Here is an 18,543-nt window from a genome sequence, read left to right as displayed (position 1 = left end):
CGGCGCTACAGCCAGCCGCGCTCGTCGGCGGTGCGCAGCGCCTCGGTGCGGTTGCGGCTGCCGGTCTTGGCGATGGCGGCGGAGAAGTAGTTGCGCACCGTGCCCTCGGACAGGTAGAGCTTCCCGGCGATCTCCGCGACCCCGGCCCCGGAGCGGGAGGCGTTGAGGACGTCGCGCTCCCGCGCGGTGAGCGGGGAGGTGCCCGCCGCCAGGGTGGCGGCGGCGAGGTCCGGGTCCACCACGCGCTCCCCCGCGGCGACCCGGCGGATCGCGTCGGCCAGCACCTCGGCCGGGGCGTCCTTGACCACGAAGCCGAGCGCGCCGGCCTCCATGGCCCGGCGCAGGTAGCCGGCCCGGCCGAAGGTGGTGAGGATGACCACCCGGCAGTCGGGGGCCTGTTGGGCGAGCACGGCGGCGGCCGCCAGGCCGTCCAGTCCGGGCATCTCGATGTCCAGCAGGGCGACGTCCGGCCGGTGCTCGCGGGCCGCCTCGACCACCTGGTCGCCCCGACCGACGGCGGCGACCACCTCGAAGTCGTCCTCCAGGTCGAGCAGGGCGCGCAGCGCGGTGCGGACCAGTTCCTGGTCCTCCGCGAGCAGCAGGCGGATCGTCATGGTGTCCTTCCGGAGCGGGTTTCGGGCGGGCGGACGGTGACCAGCAGCCGCCATCCGCGCGGGTCGAGCGGGCCGGCCTCGACCGTACCGCCCGCCGCCGCGACCCGTTCCCGCAGCCCGGTCAGGCCCTTGCCACCGCCGATCAGTCCGCCGCCCGGGCCGCTGCCGGGGCCGTCGTCGCGGATCTCCACCGAGGTGGCGGTCAGCAGCACCGAGCAGCGGGCGGCCCGGGCGTGCCGGACGACGTTGGTGAGGCCCTCGCGCACCACCCAGCCGAAGAGTTCGCGGTGGTCCGGGCCGACCGCGTCGGCGGCCGACGGCAGGTCGGCCACCACCCCGGCGGCCCGCAGCAGTTCGCGGCCGCGGGCGAGTTCGCCGGCCACCGTGACCTCGCGGTAGCCGGTGACGGCGGCCCGCACATCGGCCAGGGCCTGGCGGGACAGCGACTCCACGGCCGTCATCTCGGCCACCGCCTGGTCCACGTCCTTGACCGCCATCCGTTGGGCCAGGCGGGACTTGACGGTGATCGCGGTCAGCGAGTGGCCGAGCAGGTCGTGCAGGTCGCGGGCGATCCGGTTGCGCTCGGCCTCGGAGGCGAGCCGGGCGACCTCGGCCCGGGCGGCGACCAGGGCCTCGTTGGTGGCGGCGATCTCGGCGAAGGCGCCGCAGGTGAGCGTGGTGAACAGCAGGGCCAGCGCCTGGAATCCGCCGGGCCCGGTGTGCCAGGCGGGCACCGACCAGGGCACCAGCAGGGCCGCGAGCGTCCCGGCGGCGGCCAGCTTGACCAGGTGCTCGCGCCAGAGGATCCCGGCCACCGAGGTGATCACGGTGGCGAGGAAGAAGGCGTCCGCGTGGGCGGACGGCAGCGCGGCCAGGAACAGGGCGGTCATCGCCGCCAGCAGTCCCTTGATCCAGCGTTCCCGGTTGCGGCCCCCGGTGCGCCCGCCGACGAGCGCGAGCAGCACGAAGCAGACGCAGAACGCGGCGACCACGGCGTACCCGGCGGCGGCCGCTGCCCCGCCGACGTTGCCGCTCATCGCCACCGCGGTCAGGGCCGGGAAGACCAGCATCCCGGCGCCCAGGACGATCCGGCGCACGCCGCCCGCCCAGTGCCGGGCGGGGGCCGGTGCGCTCTCGCGGTCGGGGTCGGTCACCCTCGCGTTCCTTCCTCGGGTCTCGAAGCCGGTCGGGTCTCAGGACCGGTCTGGTCTCAGGGCCGGTCGAACAGCGTACGCAGCTGCCGTCCGTTGATCACCAGGGTGACCCCCAGCAGGGCGAGGCCGCAGAAGCCCTGCTCGATCTTCATCCAGACCGGGAAGACCCCCGGCACCGCGATGATCACGGCGATCGCGACCAGCATCACGCCGGAGACGATCCGCAGCCGCCGGTAGGCGCCGCGGGAGCCGCGCGCCGCGCGGACGGTGAGCAGCAGGGTGAAGGCGGCGCCGGCCAGTACCAGGGTGCCCCGTACCCAGACCGCCGGGGTGATCAGGTCGGTGTGCGAGCGGAGGGCGTAGGCGGCGACCAGGGTGAGCGCGCTGAGCCCGAGGTAGACGGAGACGCACTGCCGGACGGTGCGGAAGGCCCGGCGGGTGTCGGGGTGGTGCAGGTCGGTGGAGGTCATGGGCCCATCGTGGCCGCCGTCCGGGGCCGGTCGGCAGTGTGCTGCCACACCCCCGCACCATGACAATTGTCAGCGGCCGGCCCCGGACCCCGGACCCGACCCCGAACCCGCTCGCGGCTCCGCTCCGCTCCGCCCAGCCGGGCCGGGCCCAACCGGGCCGGGCGGGCTCAGCCGAGGCGGACCCGAGTGCACCTGGTCAGGTAGGGCATGGCGATGGTCTCCCGGCCGGCCAGGGCCGGGTGGGTGGTGACCAGTTGCTCGACGTCGGCCAGCAGGCGGGTCCGCTCGGTCTCGGGCAGGGCGATGACGTAGCTGCGCGAGGCGACCAGGTCGACCAGGCCGGCCGGGGTGGTGGGGTCCTCCCAGCGGATCTCCAGCCGCTCGGGCGGGCCGAACGGGGCCGGCAGGACGGGGGCGGTGTCGAGCTGCTGACGGGTCGACCGGTGCATCAACGCGCCGAGTGCGGCGGCCCAGGGCTCGGTCTCGTCCCGGACGTTCCAGATCAGGGCGAGGGTGCCGCCGGGGGCGAGCACCCGGGCGATCTCCGGGACGGCCGTCGCCCGGTCGAACCAGTGCCAGGCCTGCGCCACCACCACCGCGTCCACGCTGTTGTCGGGCAGCGGGATGTGCTCGGCGCTGCCGGCCCGGACCGCGGCCCCGGGCACGGCGGCGGCGAGCCGCTCGCGCATTCCCCGGTCGGGCTCGACCGCGACCACGTCCAGCCCGGCCTCCACCAGCAGGCGGGTCAACTGGCCCGTCCCGGCGCCGAGATCGAGCACCCGCCGGGCCGCGCGCGGCACCGCCGAGCCGATCAGCGCCTGCGGGTAGCCGGGCCGGCCGTGCTGGTAGGAGTCGGCGGCGAGGCCGAAGGAGCGGGCCCGCAGCCGTCCGGCCCAGCGCCGGGTCGCGCCCTGGCGGGTCATCCCGCAGGCGCGGCCGATCTCCTCCCAGGTCGCCTGCCGTCCGTTGCGCAGGTCCGCCACCAGGTCGGTGCGCCGTTCCTCCAGGGCGTCGATCGTCTCCGAGAGCCGGTGCAGACCGTCCAGCCCACCTGCTCCGGCCACGTCCTGGGCCACCCGCCGACCGGGCTCGTTGTCGTCCATGGCCCCGCACTGTAGGCATCGGACACCTGAAGCGTCAACGGTCATTGCCCACGAGGGCAACGAGTGTTGCGCCACGCCGTGCGTCCCCCGCAGGGGTGATCGGCCGCCCCGCGCGCCGCGTGTAGCACGAACTCGCGCGTTCGCGCGGTGACTTGGCCCGGAAACCCTTCACATGGGCGAATCCTGACCGGGTTGCCGGTGCCCGGGCGGCCGGGCGAGAAGCCTGGTGCCCGGGCGGTGGCCGACCGGGCTGCGACAGCTGTGCGAGATGTCTGGAATATCCGGCACGTCGCCACAAGTCGGTTGACGGACAGTATTTTTGAGTTTCGGTCAGGATTGTCCTGAACTTGGCTATGCTGCAGCACCACGCCTCCGGAGCCGGCCGTCGCCCGCCCCCGTTCTGTTCCGATCGTTTGAGGATTGCCGAAATGCTTCGAGCTGGATCGTCATCCGCCAGACGGCGCCCCGCGCCCCTGCTCGGCTGGCTGCTGCCCACCGCCGTGATGGCGGCGGCCGTGGCGGTCGCCGCGGCGGTGGTGTCCGCCGGAGCCCGGGCCCAGGTGCTGTGGTGCGGGGCGACGGCCACCGTGCTGGTCGCCGTGGTGGCCGCCGAATCCGCCCGCCGCGGCCGGGCCCTCGCCGACCTGCGGGACGAACACACCCGCCAGGTCGACGTGTTGAACCGCAAGCTGGCCGGGCAGGAGGACGAGATCGAGCGGATGGCCGCCGGCGAGCTGCGCCGGCTGATCGGCGGCGCCCGGTACGGCTCCTCGATCGACGTGCTGCTCCAGCCCTTCCAGCGCCCGAACCCGCTGCTGTCCCGGAAGTTCCGCGGCTCGCTGGAGAAGGTCGTGCGCGGCATCGCCCAGGCCGTCGACGACGAGGTCAGCCGGCGCGACTCCGCCGAGCGCGCCTTCGTCAACCTCGCCCGCCGGGTCCAGGCGATCATCCACCGCCAGGCCAAGGACCTGCGGGAGATGGAGGACCGGCACGGCAACGACCCGGCGGTCTTCGACGACCTGCTGCGCCTCGACCACGGCAACGCCCTGGTCGGCCGCCTCGCCGACTCCATCGCGGTGCTCTCCGGCGCCCGCCCCGGCCGCCAGTGGACCCGCCCGATCGCGCTCTACAGCGTGCTGCGCGGCGGGATGTCCCGCATCCTCGAGTACCAGCGGGTCGACCTCCACCCGGTCACCCAGATCTCGGTCACCGGCCCGGCCGTCGAGCCCCTGATCCACGCCGTCGCCGAACTGCTGGACAACGCCACCCGCTACTCCCCGCCGCACACCCACGTCCACCTCAGCGCCTCCGAGGTGCAGAGCGGGATAGCGATCGAGGTCGAGGACGGCGGCCTCGGCCTCACCGACGAAGCCCGGGTCCGCGCCGAGCGCTCGATGCGCGAGGCCATGGTCTCCAAGGACTTCGACGACCTCACCGAGTCCCCCCGCCTGGGCTTCGCCATCCTCGGCCGGCTCTGCCAGGCGTACGGCTTCCAGGTGTCGCTGCGCCGTTCCGCGTACGGCGGCGTGCGCGCGGTCCTGGTGGTACCCCAGGAACTGCTCACCACCGCCCCGCCGACCGGGCGGGCGCACGGCATCGGCGCCTTCTCCGGTCCGCGCCCGCTCCCCGCCAACACCGCCCGGCACGCCGCCCCGGCCCGGCCGTGGGGCGCCCGGTCCACCCCGGTCGGCGCCGGATCGACCGGCCCCGGTGCCGTCGGCGGCGGGTCGACCGCCGGGCTCGGACGGTCCGCCGGGGTCGGACCGTCCTACGGCGCCACCAACCCGTGGGGCCCGGCCAACTCCTCCGCCCCCAGGCCGGGGACCGGCCCCGGCGACGACGAGGTGATCGTCACCGAGCGCACCGCGAACGGCCTGCCGCAGCGCCGCCGCAGCCGCCCCACCGGCCGGGCCGTCTTCGCCACGCCCCCGCGCGGCACCACCCCGCCGCCCAGCGGCCCGACGGCGGGGCCCGCGGCCGGACCGGCCGCCCCCGCGCCCCGCCCCGAGAAGAAGCCCGGCCTGTGGGTGGAGGCCTTCATGGCCGGCTACAAGGGCACCGGCGGCAACGCCACGGACAGCACCGGGACCACCACCGGAACGAACAGCACCAGCAGCACCACCGGAACGACCCGCACCGCACCGGACAGCGCCGGACAGACCAGTAGCGAAGAGACGGCAGGGAAAGGCGAGCAGTGATTCCGCACCGCAGCAACATGGACTGGATCCTCAACGACCTCGCACACAGCGTCCCGTACGTGCGCCACGTCATCGTGCTCTCCGCCGACGGCCTGCGGATCGCCCAGTACGGCGCCGACCCGGACACCGCCGACCGGCTGGCCGCCGCCTGCGCCGGACTGCAGAGCCTGGCCGCCGCCGTCGGGCACGAGTTCCCGCACGGCAACGGCGCGATGAAGCTGGTCGTGATCGAGGTGGACGGCGGCTACTTCTACCTGATGTCGGCCGGCGACCGCGCCTACCTGGCGGTGCTCGCCGACGAGGGGGTGGACGCCGGGCTGGTCAGCCACCAGATGCGCGACCTGGTGGACCGGATCGGCGAGCACCTGTCCACCCCGCCGCGCAACCCGGAGACGGTCGCGTGAACCCGGCCACGAGCAGCCCCGGTGCCCGGGCGGGCACATGACCGAGCACAGTGAGGCAGTGACATGACCGCCGACCAGGGCGGCTGGGACGGACCCGAGCCCGATCGCCTGTACGTGATCACCCGCGGCCGCAGCGGCCCCTCCGGGCCGGGGGTCTTCGACCTGGTCACCCTGATCGTCTCCCTCGCGGACCCGACCCCCGCCATGCAGCCCGAGCACGCGGCCATCCTGCGGCTGTGCCGCTCGCCGCTCTCGGTGGCGGAGGTCTCCGCCTACCTCGAACTGCCCACGAGCGTGGTCACCGTCCTGCTGGCGGACCTGCTCGACGACGGGCGGATCGAGGCCCGCGCCGCGGTCCCGGCGGCGGAACTCCCCGACCGTGCCCTGTTGGAGGCGGTGATCCATGGACTTCAGCGGCTCTGACACGGTCGTCGGCCCGGCGAGCGCGGACCTGCTGCCCGACTCCGTCACCACGGCGGTCAAGGTGGTGATCGTCGGCGGCTTCGGGGTCGGCAAGACCACCCTGGTCGGTGCGGTCAGCGAGATCCGCCCGCTGACCACCGAGGAGACCATGACCCAGGCCGGGGTCGGCGTGGACGACCCGACCGGCGTCGAGCGCAAGACCTCGACCACGGTCGCCATGGACTTCGGCCGGATCAGCATCAGCGACAAGCTCGTGCTGTACGTCTTCGGCACCCCCGGCCAGGAGCGGTTCTGGTTCCTCTGGAACGGCCTGTTCGAGGGTGCGCTCGGCGCCGTGGTGCTGGTGGACACCCGTCGGCTGGAGGTCAGCTTCGAGGTGATCGGACGGCTGGAGGACCGCGGCGTCCCCTTCGTGGTGGCCGTCAACGGCTTCCCCGAGGCGCCGAGTTACCCGCTGGACGAGCTGCGCCAGGCGCTCGACCTGCCGGCCGAGGTGCCGATCATCGCCTGCGACGCGCGCAGCCGCGAGTCCAGCCGGGACACCCTGATGACCCTGATGCGCTACCTGTACGAGCTGGCCGCGCCCAAGACCGGCTGACCGCCCGGCCCCGCCCCGAACCCCCGACCGGAGATACCGGAGATCCTGTGAGCACCCCGTTCCCCGACGACGCCGCGCCCGTCCCCCCGCCCGGCTGCCCCGCCCACGGGCGCGTGACCGAGCCGATCGGCCCCGGCGGGCTGCGTCGGCTGTACGGCCCGGAGGCCGAGGCCGACCCGGCGGGCCTGTACGAGAAGCTGCGCGCCGAACACGGCGACGTCGCCCCGGTGCTGCTGCACGGTGACCAGCCGGCCTGGCTGATCCTCGGCCACGCCGCCAACATCACCGCGATGCGCACCCCCTCGCTGTTCTCCCGCGACTCCCGGCTGTGGAGCGCCTTCCGCAACGACGAGGTGCCGCCCGACTCGCCGCTGCTGCCGGTGGTCGCCTGGCAGCCGATCTGCGTGTTCGCGGACGGCGAGGAGCACCGCCGGCTGCGCAACGCCCTGCTGGACGGCCTGAACGGCTTCGACCGGCGGGGCATCCGCCGGCACGTCCGCCGCTTCACCACCGACCTGGTCCAGGTGGTCGGGCCGACCGGCAGGGCCGAGCTGATCACCCAGTTCGCCGAGCACCTGCCGATGCTGGTGATGACCAAGCTGCTCGGCATGCCGGACGAGTACGGGCCTCAACTCGTCGACGCCGCGCGGGACCTGATGAAGGGCACCGAGACGGCGATCGCCAGCAACGAGTACGTGGTGACCAGCCTGCGCCGGACCATCGCGATCAAGCACGACTCCCCCGGCGACGACCTGACCAGCCGGCTGCTCGCCCACCCGGCCGAACTCACCGACGACGAGGTGATGGAGCACCTGCGGGTGGTGCTGCTGGCCGCCAACGAGTCGACCGTCAACCTGATCGCCGACTCGCTGAAGATGGTGCTCACCGACCCGCGCTTCCGCGCCCACCTGTCCGGCGGCCAGATGACCCTGGGCGAGGCGCTGGACCAGGTGCTCTGGGACTCCCCGCCGATGTCCCTGGTGGCCGGCCGCTGGGCGACCGCCGACACCGAGCTGGGCGGTCAGCAGATCCGGGCCGGGGACCTCCTGCTGCTCGGCCTCGCCGCGGGCAACGTCGACCCGGTGGTCCGGCCCGACCTGGCCACCCCGCTGTACGGCAACCGCTCGCACCTGTCCTTCGGCGCCGGGCCGCACGAGTGCCCCGGCCAGGACATCGGCCGGCACGTCGCCGAGGCCGGGATCGACATCCTGCTCACCCTGCTGCCGGACGTCCGCCTGGCCGTCCCGGAGGAGGAGCTGACCTGGAGCTCGGCCTGGATCTCGCGCCATCTCACCGCCCTGCCGGTGGAGTTCAGCGCGCGCGAGATCGAGCCGGACCCGGAGTCGGTCGCGGAGGCGGCGCGGGCGAAGGAGGAGCGCGAGCGCACCGTCCGGGCGCTGGAGGCCGCCCAGCGGGCGGCGGCGGCCCCCGAACCGGCCCCGGCGGTCACCGTACCGGCGCAGCGCCGCAGTTGGTGGGACGCGTTCACCGGGCTGTTCCGCCGCTGAAACCCGCTGAGTTCCGTGGGGCCGAGGGGGCGGGGAGAGCGCCGCCGCTTCGGCCCCGTGCCGCTCCGGCCCTACCAGGGGACGGTCCGGCCGAAGCGGTCCAGGTACGCCAGGCCGGGCGTGCCCAGCCGGGAGAGCACCACGTCCACCAGCAGCGGGACGGTCTCCTCGAGGGTGAACGGTGCGTCCGGGCCGCCCAGGGCGGTGCGGATCCAGCCGGGCGCCAGCAGCAGGAACGCGCGCCGCGTCCCGCTCTGCCGGGCCGCGAAGCTCCGCAGGAACATGTTCAGCGCGGCCTTGCTCCCCCGGTAGACCTCGCGGCCGCCGGTCGTGTTGTTCGTCAGGCTGCCCTGCCCGGAGGACATCGCCCCGATGAGTCCCGCCGGGGCCACCAGGTCCTCGAGGGCCTCGATCACCCGCATCGGGCCGAGCGCGTTGGTGACCATCACCTCGATGAAGTCGGCCGTCGGGATCGCGCCGACCGGCGTCCCCTCGTGGCCGGTGGTGCCCGCGTTGACGAAGAGCACGTCCAGCCGGCGGTGCGCCAGGCGTTCGTGCAGCGCCGGCAGGCGGCCGGGCTCGTTCAGGTCGAGCTGCTCGATGACCACCCGTCCGTCGGCCCGCTCGGCGAGCTCGTGCAGCGGCGTCCGGGCGGTGGTGTCGCGGACCGTGCCGACCACGTGCCAGCCCCGGTCGAGGAACTCCGCGGCCATGGCGTGGCCGAGGCCGCGCGAGGCCCCGACGATCAGTGCGGTCGGTGGGTGCTGTCCGGTTCCATCCGATGACATCCGGCCTCATCTCCGTTCTGCGTTCGGCGTCGTTCCGAGTCTTCCGTCCGCACCGCGCCGCGGGCGAGTCATGGGCGCCGCTCTGTAGGATCGCCCGCGTGGGAAGGCCACTCATGACGGAATCCGCCGCACTGCACCCCGACGACGTGCGAATCATCCGCGCGCTCCAGATCGCGCCGAGGGCTTCGTTCGCCGCGATCGCGACCGCCCTCGGCCTGGCCGAGGGGGCCGTCAACCGCCGCTACCGCCGGCTGCGCGCCGACGGCGTCATCCGGGTGACCGGGCTGCTGAACCCGGGCGCCCTCGGGCAGAGCCGGTGGCTGGTGCGGCTGCGCTGCCGCCCGGGCAGCGTCGAGGCGATCGCCGACGCGCTCGCCGAGCGGGAGGACGTCAACTGGGTGGCCCTGGGTGCGGCGGGCTGCGAGATCACCTGCGCGACCCAGTCCCGGAGCCGGGAGCAGCGCGAGGACCTGCTGGGGCAGCGGCTGCCGCGCACGGCCGCGGTGATCGACCTCAACGCCTTCGCCGTGCTCCGCCAGTTCCTCGGGGGCCGCGGCCACTACTGGTCCGCCCTGCGGGGCACGCTGACCCCGCAGGAGGAGGCGGCCCTGGGCGGCTCCGGGCCCCCGTTCGCCGAGGCTCCGGTGGTCAGCCGCGAGCCGCTGCACCTCACTCCCGAGGACGGGAGGCTGCTGGCCGCGCTCGCCGCGGACGGCCGCGCCGGTCTGGTCGATCTCGCCGCGGCCGCCGGGCTCACTCCGGGTCGCGTCGCGCGGCGCCTCGACGCGCTGCTCCGGCAGCGGGCCGTCCACATCGACGTCGAGATCGCCGCGGCGGCCCTCGGCTTCCACGCCCGGGCGAACCTCTGGCTCCGGGTCCACCCGTCGGCGGTGAAGAGCGCCGGCCGCGCCCTCGCGGCGGAACCGGAGATCGCCTTCGTCGCGGCCGTCTCCGGGCCCTGGAACCTCCACGCCGTCGCCCACTGCCGGGACCTCGACGAACTGTTCGAGTTCACCTCGGAGCGCGTCGGCTCGCTGGCCGGGCTGCAGAGCATGGAGGTGTCCCCGGTGCTGCGGCACGTCAAGCAGGCCGGCACCCGGCTCGTCGACGACCGCCTCGTGGATCCCGCCCGGCCCCGCGCACGGCGCTGAGGCGGGCCCGTCCCGGCGCCGGCGGCCGGGGCTCCGCCGGGGCCGGGACGGGCCCAGTCGGTGAGGGGGTCAGGGGCACTGCTTCCAGGCGAGGTGGTAGGTGGTGTTGATGCTGCCGTCCGTCGAGTCCATCGTCATGAAGCTGGTGGTGCGGCCGGTGTCCGAGCTGCCCGCGGCGACCCGCAGTTCGGTGTTGATGTTGAAGTTGCGCTCCTCGCCGCAGGGGGCGAAGACCAGTGCGGCGACGTCGACGGTGTCGGTGGCCTGCCAGTTGTCGTCGGTCGGGCCGTCGAAGCGGTGGCTCGCGTAGCTGGTCTGGGGGTCGCCCTGGAAGTAGTAGTTGGCGCGCTCGGTGCCGCTGGCGCCGTTCTCCAGGTGGGCGAAGCCCCGGTAGTCGGCGGAGGCGATCGCGTAGGTGAAGCCCTGGGGAACGTGCACCCGCAGGTCGAGCTGACAGTTCTTCCGGAAGTCGGTCGGCTTCGAGCCCACGCCCACCTGGGCGAGGTAGCTGCTGTACGTGACGGTGAAGGCGGTGTTGTCGGGCGAGACGGCCACGGCGGCGGTTCCGGCCGGACAGCCGGAGCCGTTGACGGTCGCGACGTCGATGACGATCCGGTCCGGCGGGGTCGGCAGCGCGTCACCGCCGACGGCCGAGGAGGAGACCAGTGCGGCGGTGACGGCGGACGTGAGGACCGCGGTGCGGAGCAGCATGGGCTTGCCCTTCGATGGCATGACTTGACGTGAATATGTCAGCACATCGAGCGCACCGTGTACAGGAGGTGACTCATGGTCACTACCCCGGGGGCGACGGCCCCCGGGGTGACCTGCGGGTGCGGGCCCGGGCGGCGGGGAACACGGCCGGAGAACACCACGGCCGGAGCCGGCGACCGCCTGCGAGGCGGCCGCCGGAGAAGTGGAAGGGCGCTACGGCTTGCGGGCCAGCCCGCCGTACACCGAGACCTCGGCCTCGTCCTGGGCCGTGGGTTCGCCGAGCTCCGGGTGCCACCGGTTGATCAGCACCACGCCCGGGTCGTCCAGCTCCAGCCCGGCGAAGAAGCCCTCCACCTCGGCGCGCGACCGCGGGTAGACCTCGATCCCGGCCTCCCGGTAGCGCCGCGCGCCGCGCAGGGCCGCCTCGGGCGCGTTGTCCGCGGTGCCGGCGGAGAGCGCCAGGAAGCTGCCCGCGGGCAGGGCCTCCAGCAGCTCGCGGACCGGCGGGTGCGCGGCCTCGTCGGAGAGGAAGTGCACGATGTTGATCAGCGTCAGCGCGACCGGCTCGGACAGGTCCAGGGTGGCCGCCACCCCCGGGTCGGCGAGGAACTTCCCCGGGTCGCGCAGATCGCCCTCGACGTACGCGGTGCGCCCCTCCGGGGTGCTGCTCAGCAGTGCGCGCGAATGGGCCAGCACGATCGGGTCGTTGTCGACGTAGACCACCCGGCAGGCCGGGTCGACCTCCTGGGCGATCTCGTGCAGGTTCGGGGCCGTGGGGATGCCGGTGCCGACGTCCAGGAACTGGCGGACGCCGTGCTGCCCCGCCAGCCGCCGGACCATCCGGTGCATCACGGCGCGGGCGGCCGCGGCACCGGCCCGGGCGGCGGGCAGGTCGGCGAGCACCTGGTCGCCGACCTCGCGGTCCGCCGGGAAGTTGGTCTTGCCGCCGAGCAGGTAGTCGTAGACCCGCGCGGAGTGCGCGCGGTCGGTCCGCAGGTCGACCTGCGGCGGCTGCTCGAAATCCACGTCGATCAGCCAGCTCTCCGGCCCGTTGCTGTCCACTGTCACCCCTCCCCGCCCGGCGCCCCGCCCGGCCCTTTGGTCCGGACCACTCAACCACACGATATGAATGTCCGTCAGGCGGATCCCGGTGTCCGCTGAATCCCGGCTTCCGCCTCCTGGACGGCGGCCGCGAACGAGGGCACCCGCATCGCGGTCAGCAGACCCACCGCCGGGCCCGCCGTGCACACGGTGACGTAGAACGGGATCAGCCCGAGCCGGTGGTGGTCGCCCAGCCACTCGGCCAACAGCGGGAAGCTGCCGCCGAACGCGGCGATGGTGGCCGCGTTGACCACGCCCAGGCCCACCGCCCGCACCTCGGTCGGGAACAGCAGGCCGGTGAAGACGTTGAGCGTCCCCAGCACCGTCGCCACCAGCATCCCCAGCAGGACGGCCACCAGTTGGAACGACAGCCAGCCCCCGCGCAGCCCCGCCAGCAGGACCGGGACCGCCGGGACGGGCAGCCAGAAGCCGATCCGGGCCACCGGCAGCAGGCCGAAGCGGTCCGCGGCCGCGCCGGTGAGCAGCATGGTGACCAGCACCACGGCGAGCACCACCGTCATGAAGGAGGCCGCCGTCTCCTTGTCGATGACGTGGTACGCGGCGGCGTACTGCGGCAGGTAGGTCAGCGCGAAGTAGTAACCGACCGTGCCGCCCAGGGTGTTGAGGAAGACGGTGAACACCGACCGGCGGTGCTCGCGCAGCGTGCGCAGGAACGGCGGGCGCCCGCCCGGCCGCTGCCGGGCCCGGGCGCGGTGGAACTCCTCGCTCTCCGGCGCGGCCCGCCGCACCCACACCGCGCCCAGGCCGAGCAGCGCGGCGACCAGGAAGCCCCAGCGCCAGCCGCCGTTCTCCAGGCCGGACTTGCCGAGGGTGCGGATCAGCGCGGTGAGCACCCCGAAGGAGAGCAGCGAGCCGAGGATGATCCCGCCGTAGGAGACCGAGCTGAACGCGAAGCGGTGCCGCGGCGGCGCCGTCTCGGTCACGTACGCGGCCACGCTCGGCGCCTCCCCGCCGAAGGCCAACCCCTGCACCACCCGCACCACGACGGCCAGCACCGCGGCCCAGACACCGATCGAGCGCTGCCCCGGCAGGGCGGCCAGGCCCAGGCTGGCGACCGCGATGACGGCCATCCCGAGGCTGAGCGCGAGGCGCCGCCCCCGGGTGTCGCTGAGCCGGCCGATCAGGTAGGAGCCGACCGGGCGGGCGACGAAGCCGACCGCGAAGGTGGCGTACGCGGCGAGCACGCCGTTCACCCCGCCCTTGCCGTGCCCGAACAGGTCGGCGGCGAAGTACGGCGCGAGCACGGCGTAGAGGTTCCAGTCGAAGGACTCGACCACCGACCCCACCGTCGCCGCCGCCAACTCCCGTCGCCGGCCCCCGCCGTGCAGCCCGTCGCGGACGGGCGCGGTCCCGATGTGATCTGTCATGACCTCAGCATGGCACCGTTCGACCAGCGGCGGAATCGGGTTCGCCGCCCCCGCGGGGCCCGGCCGGCGGCGGGCGGGGGCGGGGCGTCGCCGGGCGGGGGCGGGCGAGCCGCGGCACCCCCGTAGCCGCGCCTCGCCGCCGGTCCGTCCGGTCCGTCCCTGGTGGTCGGGTTGGTCCCGTCCGTCCGGTCCCGACCGGTCGCCCCGGGCCGGTGGCCCGCGTGAACGCCCTGGGTGAGCGCCCCGGTCGGGCACCACGCGCCGGACGTCGACGACTGGCGCCGGACGTCGACGACAGGCGCCGGGTCGGACGCGAAGCAGGCCCACGGGCGGTCAGCCGTTCCGCCCCGAACCGGCCGTCGGCGTTCATCCTCGTGGCGTCGCGCCCGCGATGACCACGACGTTGACCCGACGTTGACCTGACACTTGGGCCTGCTGGGACTACTCTCGTTCGCGATCCGGGTCGCACGGGCGGGGACGACGGCGCGGACTCGCACGGAATTCCAGGGGGAACGGGTGGGGGCTGCTGTGTTCGCCGCGCTGTTGCGCGAGCGCCGACTGGCGGCGGGGTGGAGTCAGGACGAACTCGCCCGGCGCTCCGGGGTCTCGGCCCGGTCGATCAGCGCCCTGGAGGCGGGTGGGCGCCGGGCCCGGATGTCCTCGGTGGTCCGGCTCGCCGAGGCGCTCGGCGTCGATCCCGACACCCGCGCCCGGTGGCTGACGGCCGCCCGGGACCCCGAACCCGCACCGGCCGCCGCGGCACCGGGCGACACCGCCGCCACGGCCCCCGCCGGCCTCCCCGAGCGGCCGGCCGGCCCGCCCAGGACCTCCGCTCCGCCCCAGCAACTCCCGTTGTCCATCCGGCACTTCACCGGCCGCAGCCGGGAGCTCCGGGCGCTCGACGAACTGCTCCCCGACGGCGCTCCCGGCTGCGGCGCGGTCGTGATCTCGGCGATCGCCGGCACCGCGGGCGTCGGCAAGACCACCCTGGCCGTGCACTTCGCCCACCGGGTCGCCGGCCGCTTCCCGGACGGGCAGCTCTTCGCCGACCTGCGCGGCTTCGACCCGGCCCGCGCGCCGGTGGCCGCCGCCGACGTGGCCCGCGGCTTCCTGGACGCCCTGGGCGTCCCGGCCCTGCGCGTCCCCGCCGACCCGGACGGGCAACTCGCGCTGCTGCGCAGCCGCCTGGCGGGCACCCGGACGCTGATCGTGCTCGACAACGTCCGCGAGGCGGACCAGGTCCGCCCGCTGCTGCCGGGCTCGGACACGTGCCTCGTCCTGGTCACCAGCCGCAACCGGCTGCCCGCGCTGATCGCCCTGGACGGCGCCGTCCCGCTGCCCCTGGACGTGCTCACCACCGCCGAGGCCCGGGAGCTGTTCGCCCGCCGCCTGGGCGCCGACCGGGTCGCCGAACAGCAGGACGCCGCCGACGAGTTGATCGACCTCTGCGCCCGGCTGCCGCTCGCCCTGAACATCGCCGCGGCCCGGGCGGCCGACCGGCCCGGCACCCCGCTCGCGGTCTGGGCGGCCGAACTGCGCGACTCCCGGGTCCGGCTGGACCTGCTGTCCGCGGGCGACGGCCACGCCGACGTCCGGGTGGTGTTCTCCTGGTCCTACCGCGCCCTGGCCCCGCAGGCCGCCCGGCTGTTCCGGCTGCTCGGCCTGCACCCGGGCCCGCAGATCAGCACCGCGGCGGCGGCGAGCCTGGCCGGACTGCCGCCGGCCCGGACCCGTGCCCTGCTGGAGGACCTGCACCGCGCCCACCTGATCACCGCGCCGGAGCAGGACCGGTACACCTTCCACGACCTGCTCCGCGCCTACGCCGCCGAGCAGGCGGCCGCCCTGGAACCGCCGCAGGAGCGGGACGCGGCCACCCTGCGGATGCTCGACCACTACCTGCACACCGCCCACCGCGCGGCCTGCCTCGCCTACGCCGACGACGTCTCCTGGCAGTCCTTCGAACTCGCGCCGCCCGCCGCCGGGGTGACCCCCGAGGAGCTCGCCGACCGCGGGCAGGCCCTCGCCTGGTACCGGGAGGAGCAACCGGTGCTGGAGCGGATCGTCGACGCCGCGCTCCGGGCCGGGGCGGACCCGCACGTCTGGCAGCTGGTCGCCGCGCAGGTGCCGTACCTGCTCAAGTCCGGGCTGTGGCAGCAGTGGCAGTGGGCGAGCGAGACCGCGCTGGCCGCCGCCGAACGCACCGGCGACCCGGGCCGCCGGGCCCACGCCCACCGCTGGCTCGGCCAGGTGCACCGCTCCCAGGGCCGCCAGCAGCCCGCCCGGCGCGAACTGCGGTCGGCCCTGGCGCTGTTCGAGGCGCTCGGCGACCGGCCGCGCGAGGGCCGGACCCGGCTCGACCTGGCCATCGCCCACGGCGAGGAGCACGCCGACGCCGAGGCCGTGGCCGAGTCCCGCCGGGCGCTGGAGCTGTTCCGTGAGCTCGGCGACCTGTCGGGGCAGGCCCTCGCGCTGAACAGCATCGGCTGGTACCTGACGCAGCAGGGCGAGTTGCGGGCGGCGCTGCCGCAGTGCCGCCTGGCGCTCGACCTGGCCCGCGAAGCCGGCAACCTGCCCGGCCAATCGTCCATCTGGGACAGCATCGGTTTCATCCACCACCACCTCGGCGAGTACCGGGAGGCGATCCCCGCCTACCAGGAGTCGCTGCGCCTGCGGCGGGCGATCGGCGACTACTTCCTCCAGGCGGACATCCACACCCACCTCGGCGACACCCATCTCGCCCTCGGCGACCCCGGGACGGCCCGGGCCGAGTGGCTCCGCGGCCTCGCCATCCTGGAGGACCTCCAGCACCGCGACGCCGACGCCGTCCGGGCCCGCCTGGCCCGCCTGGAGGACTGACCGGCGGCCCGGCCGGCGGCCGGCCGATCCCGCCGCAACCGGCCCGGTCCGGCCCGGAACCTGCGGGAATTCCCAAGCATCTTTCAACTTAAGCCGACCTTCAGCAACGCCCTGCCATCCTGACCCTGCCGCCCGGGGACCACCCGGCGGCCCCGCCGAGGATCGGAACCAGTGCCGTGACCGAGCTCATCGATCCCGCACCACGGGGCGCGGCACCGCCGTGCCCGCCCGGCCCCGCCACCGGGCGCATCGTCATCGTCTCCGCGAGCGTGGGCGCCGGACACGACGGCGCCGCCGCCCAACTCGCCCACCGGCTCACCGGCCTGGGCTTCCAGGTCGACCGGCACGACTTCCTGGACCTGGTCCCGGCCGGCCTCGGGCAGTTGGTCTCGCACAGCTACCGACTGCTGCTGACCGTCGCCCCCGCCGCCTACCAGCGGATCTACTCCGGCACCGAGCGCGCCGGGCGCCCCGGCCGGTCCATCCGGCTGCTCCAACGCAGCAGCCACCGGCGGCTGTTGCGCTCCCTTCCGGCCGACACCCGGGCGGTGGTGGCCACCTATCCGCTCGCCGGACAGGTCCTCGGCGACCTGCGCCGCCGGGGGCGCCTCCCCGCACCCGCCGCGGTGTACCTGACCGACTTCTCCGTCCACCCGCTCTGGGTGGCGCCCGGCGCCGACCTGCACCTGGCCGCCCATCCGGTCCCCGCCGAGCAGGCCCGCGCGCACGGCGCCGAGCGGGTGGCGGTGGCCGGGCCGGTGGTCGACCCGCGCTGCACCCCGGTCACCGCCGCGCGGCGCCGCGCGGCCCGGGCGGGGTTCGGCCTGCCGCCGGACGCGCCGCTGGCGCTGCTGGTGGCCGGCTCCTGGGGAGTCGGCGAGGTCGCTCGGGTGGCCGCCGAGGTGCGCGCCACCGGGGCGGCCGTGCCGGTCGTGGTGTGCGGCCGGAACCGGGCGCTGGCGGAGCAGTTGCGGGCGGACGGCGTCGAGCACGTCTTCGGCTGGGTCGACGACATGCCCGGGCTGATGCACGCCTGCGACGTCCTGGTGCAGAACGCCGGCGGCCTGACCTCGCTGGAGGCCTTCGCCTGCGGCCTGCCCGCCGTCAGCTACCGCTGCATACCCGGGCACGGGCTGACCAACGCCGCGGCCCTCGACGCCGCCGGGCTCGCCCCCTGGATCCGCGACCCGGCCGAACTCGGCTCCGTGCTCGCCGCCATGGTCGACGGCGCCGCCGGGCTCCGGTACCGGGCGGCCGGACTGGCGCTGCACCGCGACGCCGCCGGGCCGGCCGCCGCCATCGCGGAGGTCGCGGCCCCGGCCGCCGGAGCCCCGCGGGCCGGCACGGTACGGGCCGGGGCGGGGCGGCCGCTCGTCCCGGCGCAGCGCCGCCACCCCGACCGGGACGCCCGCCCGGCCGTCGCCCCCGTGCCGCGCCGCCCCCGCCGTCGACTCGGCATCGCGGTCGCCGCCCTCGCCGCGACCGCCTGGCTGACCACCGGCGGCACCCAACTCGCCGTCGCCTACGGCGGACTGGACGCCGTCGACGCCTCCCGCACCGACCGGACCTTCCTCGTGGTGCACCCGCCGCGCGGCGAACGCCTCGACGACGCCACCCTGCGCGTCCTGCGGGCCGCGAAGGCCGCCGTCTCGATCGACACGACCCAGGCCACCACCGACCCCGGCGAGGTCCGCCGCCTCGCGGACGCCGGGCTCACCCTGGTCAACGCCGGGTACGGCCCGCCCTACAAGACCGGCCTGGTCAGCCACCGGGGCTCGCTCGACGCCGGAGCCGCCGCCCTGCGCGCCGCCACCGGTTCGACCGCCGGGTTCTTCCTCTCCAGCAGCCACCTGGACGCCCTCGACCTCGGTCTGGCCGCCTACCGCCACGAGCACCTGGTCGTCCCCGACGCCCGGATCACCTGCGGCGCCTCCACCGCCCCCCAGGTCAAGCCCGGCCGGATCGTCCTGGTCGAGTGCGGCAACGCCCACCCCGCGGACCTCACCGCCGCCCTGCGCGGCCTGTTCACCGCCCGCCCGCTGCCGCGCCTCGGCGCGCTCGCCACCCTGTCCTGAG

At 75.1% G+C, this 18,543-nt stretch carries 16 protein-coding genes; 8 read left to right on the top strand and 8 right to left on the bottom strand.

Features of this window, described 5'->3' with window-relative positions; all coding sequences use genetic code 11:
- Positions 1–5: 5 nt before the first annotated feature.
- The 4 genes from AB0O91_RS07440 to AB0O91_RS07425 all read right to left on the bottom strand — a co-directional run bounded on the left by AB0O91_RS07440 (position 6) and on the right by AB0O91_RS07425 (position 3,341).
- Positions 6–614, bottom strand: a complete 609-nt coding sequence (locus tag AB0O91_RS07440; protein ID WP_363428904.1) for a response regulator transcription factor — start codon at positions 612–614, stop codon at positions 6–8.
- Positions 611–1,768: a histidine kinase gene (locus AB0O91_RS07435; RefSeq protein WP_363428902.1), complete on the bottom strand. Its 1,158-nt coding sequence runs from the start codon at positions 1,766–1,768 to the stop codon at positions 611–613. Before AB0O91_RS07435 ends, AB0O91_RS07440 begins: the two co-directional genes overlap by 4 nt.
- A 56-nt stretch (positions 1,769–1,824) precedes the next feature.
- On the bottom strand, positions 1,825–2,238 hold the full coding sequence (locus tag AB0O91_RS07430; RefSeq protein ID WP_363428900.1) for a hypothetical protein: 414 nt from the start codon (positions 2,236–2,238) through the stop codon (positions 1,825–1,827).
- Between the two features lie 167 nt (positions 2,239–2,405).
- The gene (locus AB0O91_RS07425; RefSeq protein ID WP_363428898.1) at positions 2,406–3,341 is read right to left on the bottom strand and encodes a methyltransferase domain-containing protein; all 936 of its coding nucleotides are present in this window, start codon (positions 3,339–3,341) and stop codon (positions 2,406–2,408) included.
- 428 nt (positions 3,342–3,769) lie between these two features.
- Here AB0O91_RS07425 and AB0O91_RS07420 point away from each other — a divergent pair, with 428 nt between their 5' ends.
- The 5 genes from AB0O91_RS07420 (at position 3,770) to AB0O91_RS07400 (ending at position 8,472) form a co-directional block, all read left to right on the top strand.
- The gene (locus AB0O91_RS07420; protein ID WP_363428896.1) at positions 3,770–5,539 is read left to right on the top strand and encodes an ATP-binding protein; all 1,770 of its coding nucleotides are present in this window, start codon (positions 3,770–3,772) and stop codon (positions 5,537–5,539) included.
- Complete coding sequence (locus tag AB0O91_RS07415; RefSeq protein WP_363428894.1) at positions 5,536–5,943, top strand: roadblock/LC7 domain-containing protein; 408 nt, start codon at positions 5,536–5,538, stop codon at positions 5,941–5,943. Before AB0O91_RS07420 ends, AB0O91_RS07415 begins: the two co-directional genes overlap by 4 nt.
- Positions 5,944–6,006: 63 nt before the next feature.
- Complete coding sequence (locus AB0O91_RS07410) at positions 6,007–6,366, top strand: DUF742 domain-containing protein (protein ID WP_363428892.1); 360 nt, start codon at positions 6,007–6,009, stop codon at positions 6,364–6,366.
- Positions 6,347–6,964, top strand: coding sequence for an ATP/GTP-binding protein (locus AB0O91_RS07405; protein WP_363428890.1), 618 nt, complete (start codon positions 6,347–6,349; stop codon positions 6,962–6,964). The genes AB0O91_RS07410 and AB0O91_RS07405 overlap by 20 nt, the downstream gene beginning before the upstream one ends.
- Before the next feature lie 47 nt (positions 6,965–7,011).
- Entirely contained in the window at positions 7,012–8,472 is a 1,461-nt protein-coding gene (locus tag AB0O91_RS07400) for a cytochrome P450 (RefSeq protein WP_363428888.1), read from the top strand.
- 71 nt (positions 8,473–8,543) lie between these two features.
- On the opposite strand, the gene AB0O91_RS07395 is transcribed toward AB0O91_RS07400, so the two are convergent.
- Positions 8,544–9,260, bottom strand: coding sequence for an SDR family NAD(P)-dependent oxidoreductase (locus tag AB0O91_RS07395; protein WP_363428886.1), 717 nt, complete (start codon positions 9,258–9,260; stop codon positions 8,544–8,546).
- 113 nt (positions 9,261–9,373) lie between these two features.
- Here AB0O91_RS07395 and AB0O91_RS07390 point away from each other — a divergent pair, with 113 nt between their 5' ends.
- A complete protein-coding gene (locus AB0O91_RS07390; protein ID WP_363428884.1) occupies positions 9,374–10,411 on the top strand; it encodes an Lrp/AsnC family transcriptional regulator in 1,038 nt (345 codons plus the stop codon).
- A gap of 69 nt (positions 10,412–10,480) precedes the next feature.
- Here the strand turns inward: AB0O91_RS07390 and AB0O91_RS07385 are convergent, their stop codons facing one another.
- From AB0O91_RS07385 to AB0O91_RS07375, 3 genes are all read right to left on the bottom strand, one after another.
- Positions 10,481–11,122, bottom strand: coding sequence for a DUF4360 domain-containing protein (locus tag AB0O91_RS07385; RefSeq protein WP_363428882.1), 642 nt, complete (start codon positions 11,120–11,122; stop codon positions 10,481–10,483).
- A 213-nt stretch (positions 11,123–11,335) separates the two neighbouring features.
- Positions 11,336–12,184 (bottom strand): SAM-dependent methyltransferase, encoded by an 849-nt coding sequence (locus tag AB0O91_RS07380; RefSeq protein ID WP_363428880.1) that lies wholly within the window; start codon positions 12,182–12,184, stop codon positions 11,336–11,338.
- Positions 12,185–12,258: 74 nt separating this feature from the next.
- Entirely contained in the window at positions 12,259–13,611 is a 1,353-nt protein-coding gene (locus AB0O91_RS07375) for an MFS transporter (RefSeq protein WP_363428878.1), read from the bottom strand.
- Between the two features lie 516 nt (positions 13,612–14,127).
- Between AB0O91_RS07375 and AB0O91_RS07370 the strand changes: the two genes are divergently transcribed.
- A complete protein-coding gene (locus AB0O91_RS07370; protein ID WP_363428876.1) occupies positions 14,128–16,467 on the top strand; it encodes a tetratricopeptide repeat protein in 2,340 nt (779 codons plus the stop codon).
- A gap of 176 nt (positions 16,468–16,643) precedes the next feature.
- Positions 16,644–18,542, top strand: a complete 1,899-nt coding sequence (locus AB0O91_RS07365) for a glycosyltransferase (RefSeq protein WP_363428874.1) — start codon at positions 16,644–16,646, stop codon at positions 18,540–18,542.
- Position 18,543 lies beyond the last annotated feature (1 nt).

The organism is Kitasatospora sp. NPDC089797 (genome assembly GCF_040684795.1).
Lineage (GTDB): Bacteria > Actinomycetota > Actinomycetes > Streptomycetales > Streptomycetaceae > Kitasatospora.
Note: the sequence above shows the minus strand (reverse complement) of the source record. Positions and strands in the feature narration are given on the sequence as shown.

What these genes read in the sequence shown, in the direction of transcription:
- AB0O91_RS07440 (WP_363428904.1), bottom strand. Translation starts at nt 614, where the DNA reads ATGACGATCCGCCTGCTGCTCGCGGAGGACCAGGAACTGGTCCGCACC.
- AB0O91_RS07430 (WP_363428900.1), bottom strand. Translation starts at nt 2,238, where the DNA reads ATGACCTCCACCGACCTGCACCACCCCGACACCCGCCGGGCCTTCCGC.
- AB0O91_RS07425 (WP_363428898.1), bottom strand. Translation starts at nt 3,341, where the DNA reads ATGGACGACAACGAGCCCGGTCGGCGGGTGGCCCAGGACGTGGCCGGA.
- AB0O91_RS07420 (WP_363428896.1), top strand. Translation starts at nt 3,770, where the DNA reads ATGCTTCGAGCTGGATCGTCATCCGCCAGACGGCGCCCCGCGCCCCTG.
- AB0O91_RS07410 (WP_363428892.1), top strand. Translation starts at nt 6,007, where the DNA reads ATGACCGCCGACCAGGGCGGCTGGGACGGACCCGAGCCCGATCGCCTG.
- AB0O91_RS07405 (WP_363428890.1), top strand. Translation starts at nt 6,347, where the DNA reads ATGGACTTCAGCGGCTCTGACACGGTCGTCGGCCCGGCGAGCGCGGAC.
- AB0O91_RS07395 (WP_363428886.1), bottom strand. Translation starts at nt 9,260, where the DNA reads ATGTCATCGGATGGAACCGGACAGCACCCACCGACCGCACTGATCGTC.
- AB0O91_RS07390 (WP_363428884.1), top strand. Translation starts at nt 9,374, where the DNA reads ATGACGGAATCCGCCGCACTGCACCCCGACGACGTGCGAATCATCCGC.
- AB0O91_RS07385 (WP_363428882.1), bottom strand. Translation starts at nt 11,122, where the DNA reads ATGCTGCTCCGCACCGCGGTCCTCACGTCCGCCGTCACCGCCGCACTG.
- AB0O91_RS07375 (WP_363428878.1), bottom strand. Translation starts at nt 13,611, where the DNA reads ATGACAGATCACATCGGGACCGCGCCCGTCCGCGACGGGCTGCACGGC.